Origin of the sequence: Homoserinimonas sp. OAct 916, assembly GCF_003260275.1 — a bacterium.
Classification (GTDB): Bacteria; Actinomycetota; Actinomycetes; order Actinomycetales; family Microbacteriaceae; genus OACT-916.
In genome coordinates this window covers 1-3,161 of record NZ_QJHB01000027.1, presented here as the reverse complement: position 1 = coordinate 3,161, position 3,161 = coordinate 1, and the positions used below count along the sequence as shown (strand labels likewise).

Sequence of the window (3,161 nt, the reverse complement as noted above, 5' to 3'; positions counted from 1 at the left end):
GCATTGGTCTTTAGCAATTTTGTTGACAAGTTTCTAAGAGCAAACGGTGGATGCCTTGGCATGTAGAGCCGAAGAAGGACGTATAAATCTGCGATAAGCCTCGGGGAGCTGATAATAGAGCTGTGAGCCGAGGATTTCCGAATGGGGAAACCCCGCCAGGCGTAGTAATGCGACCTGGTGACTCCCGCCTGAATATATAGGGCGGGTAGAGGGAACGTGGGGAAGTGAAACATCTCAGTACCCACAGGAAGAGAAAACAAAAGTGATTCCGTTAGTAGTGGCGAGCGAACCCGGAAGAGGCTAAACCGATCATGTGTGATAGCCGGCAGGTGTTGCATGGTCGGGGTTGTGGGACTTTTCTGCGTGTACTGCCGTACCGCGAGAGGATAGGTGATGGTGTAGGCGAACAGGATTGAAAGCCTGGTCGTAGAGGGTGTGAACCCCGTAGCCGAAACGCCATCACGACTCGAAAAGTATCCCAAGTAGCTCGGGGCCCGAGAAATCCCGTGTGAATCTGTCAGGACCACCTGATAAGCCTAAATACTCCTACATGACCGATAGTGAACAAGTACCGTGAGGGAAAGGTGAAAAGTACCCCGGGAGGGGAGTGAAATAGTACCTGAAACCGTTTGCTTACAATCCGTTGGAGCAGCCTTGTAGCTGTGACAGCGTGCCTTTTGAAGAATGAGCCTGCGAGTTAGTGATCAGTGGCGAGCTTAACCCGTGAGGGGTATGCGTAGCGAAAGCGAGTCTTAATAGGGCGTACATAGTCGCTGGTTCTAGACCCGAAGCGAAGTGATCTATCCATGGCCAGGTTGAAGCGCGTGTAAGAGCGCGTGGAGGACCGAACCCACTTCAGTTGAAAATGGAGGGGATGAGCTGTGGATAGGGGTGAAAGGCCAATCAAACTTCGTGATAGCTGGTTCTCTCCGAAATGCATTTAGGTGCAGCGTTGCGTGTTTCTTGCCGGAGGTAGAGCTACTGGATAGCTGATGGGCCCTAAAAGGTTACTGACGTTAGCCAAACTCCGAATGCCGGTAAGTGAGAGCGCAGCAGTGAGACGGTGGGGGATAAGCTTCATCGTCGAGAGGGAAACAACCCAGACCACCAACTAAGGTCCCAAAGCGCGTGCTAAGTGGAAAAGGATGTGGAGTTGCACAGACAACCAGGAGGTTGGCTTAGAAGCAGCCACCCTTGAAAGAGTGCGTAATAGCTCACTGGTCAAGTGATTCCGCGCCGACAATGTAACGGGGCTCAAGCACGCCACCGAAGTTGTGGCATTAATATATTTGGTAAGCCGCCCCCGTGTGGGGTTGGTTCAGCCGTGTTGATGGGTAGGAGAGCGTCGTGTGGCCAGCGAAGCGGCGGTGTAAACCAGCCGTGGAGGCCACACGAGTGAGAATGCAGGCATGAGTAGCGAAAGACGGGTGAGAAACCCGTCCTCCGAAAGAACAAGGTTTCCAGGGCCAGGTTAATCCGCCCTGGGTAAGTCGGGACCTAAGGCGAGGCCGACAGGCGTAGTCGATGGACAACGGGTTGATATTCCCGTACCGCAGAAAAACCGTCCCAACCAATCCAGTGATGCTAAGTGCCTGAATCCCAGCCACTGATCCCTTCGGGGTGACGGGTTGGGCCTAGCGCACGACCCTATGCTGGTGCGGTTAGCGTATTAACAGGTGTGACGCAGGAAGGTAGCTGGGCCGGGCGATGGTTGTCCCGGTGTAAGTGTGTAAGCCGGGGGATAGGCAAATCCGTCCCCCATGAAGGCCCAGGCACGACGCGTACCCCGTATGGGGGAAATCAGTGATCCTATGCTGCCAAGAAAAGCATCGACGCGAGGTTTTATGTGCCCGTACCCCAAACCGACTCAGGTGTTCAGGTAGAGAATACTAAGGAGATCGAGAGAATCGTGGTTAAGGAACTCGGCAAAATGCCCCCGTAACTTCGGGAGAAGGGGGGCCGGAGGCGTGAAGGGATTTACTCCTGGAGCGTTCGATGGCCGCAGAGACCAGTGGGAAGCGACTGTTTATCAAAAACACAGGTCCGTGCGAAGACGCAAGTCGATGTATACGGACTGACGCCTGCCCGGTGCTGGAAGGTTAAGAGGAAGGGTTAGCACTTCGGTGCGAAGCTCAGAATTTAAGCCCCAGTAAACGGCGGTGGTAACTATAACCATCCTAAGGTAGCGAAATTCCTTGTCGGGTAAGTTCCGACCTGCACGAATGGCGTAACGACTTCCCAGCTGTCTCAACCGCGAACTCGGCGAAATTGCATTACGAGTAAAGATGCTCGTTACGCGCAGCAGGACGGAAAGACCCCGTGACCTTTACTATAGTTTGGTATTGGTGTTCGGTGTGACTTGTGTAGGATAGGTGGGAGACTGTGAAGCTTGGACGCTAGTTCAGGTGGAGTCATTGTTGAAATACCACTCTGGTCATACTTAATATCTAACTGCGAACCCTGATCGGGTTCCGGGACAGTGCCTGATGGGTAGTTTAACTGGGGCGGTTGCCTCCTAAAGAGTAACGGAGGCGCCCAAAGGTTCCCTCAACCTGGTTGGTAATCAGGTGGCGAGTGTAAGTGCACAAGGGAGCTTGACTGTAAGACTGACAAGTCGAGCAGGGACGAAAGTCGGGACTAGTGATCCGGCAGTGGCTTGTGGAAGCGCTGTCGCTCAACGGATAAAAGGTACCTCGGGGATAACAGGCTGATCTTGCCCAAGAGTCCATATCGACGGCATGGTTTGGCACCTCGATGTCGGCTCGTCGCATCCTGGGGCTGGAGTAGGTCCCAAGGGTTGGGCTGTTCGCCCATTAAAGCGGTACGCGAGCTGGGTTCAGAACGTCGTGAGACAGTTCGGTCCCTATCCGCTGCGCGCGTTGGAAATTTGAGAGGATCTATCCCTAGTACGAGAGGACCGGGATGGACGAACCTCTGGTGTGTCAGTTGTTCCGCCAGGAGCACCGCTGATTAGCTACGTTCGGCACGGATAACCGCTGAAAGCATCTAAGCGGGAAGCCAGCCTCAAGATGAGATTTCCATGCCCCTTTGAGGGTGAGAGACTCCCGGCTAGACCACCGGGTTGATAGGCAGGATGTGGAAGTGAGGACTAAAGACTCATGGAGCTGACCTGTACTAATAAGTCGAAGACTTGATAACAC

At 53.8% G+C, this 3,161-nt stretch carries 1 rRNA gene; it reads left to right on the top strand.

The features are described from left to right. The first annotated feature begins 23 nt into the window (after window positions 1-23). A 23S ribosomal RNA gene (locus DL891_RS16450) occupies window positions 24-3,159 on the top strand. Window positions 3,160-3,161: the final 2 nt, after the last annotated feature.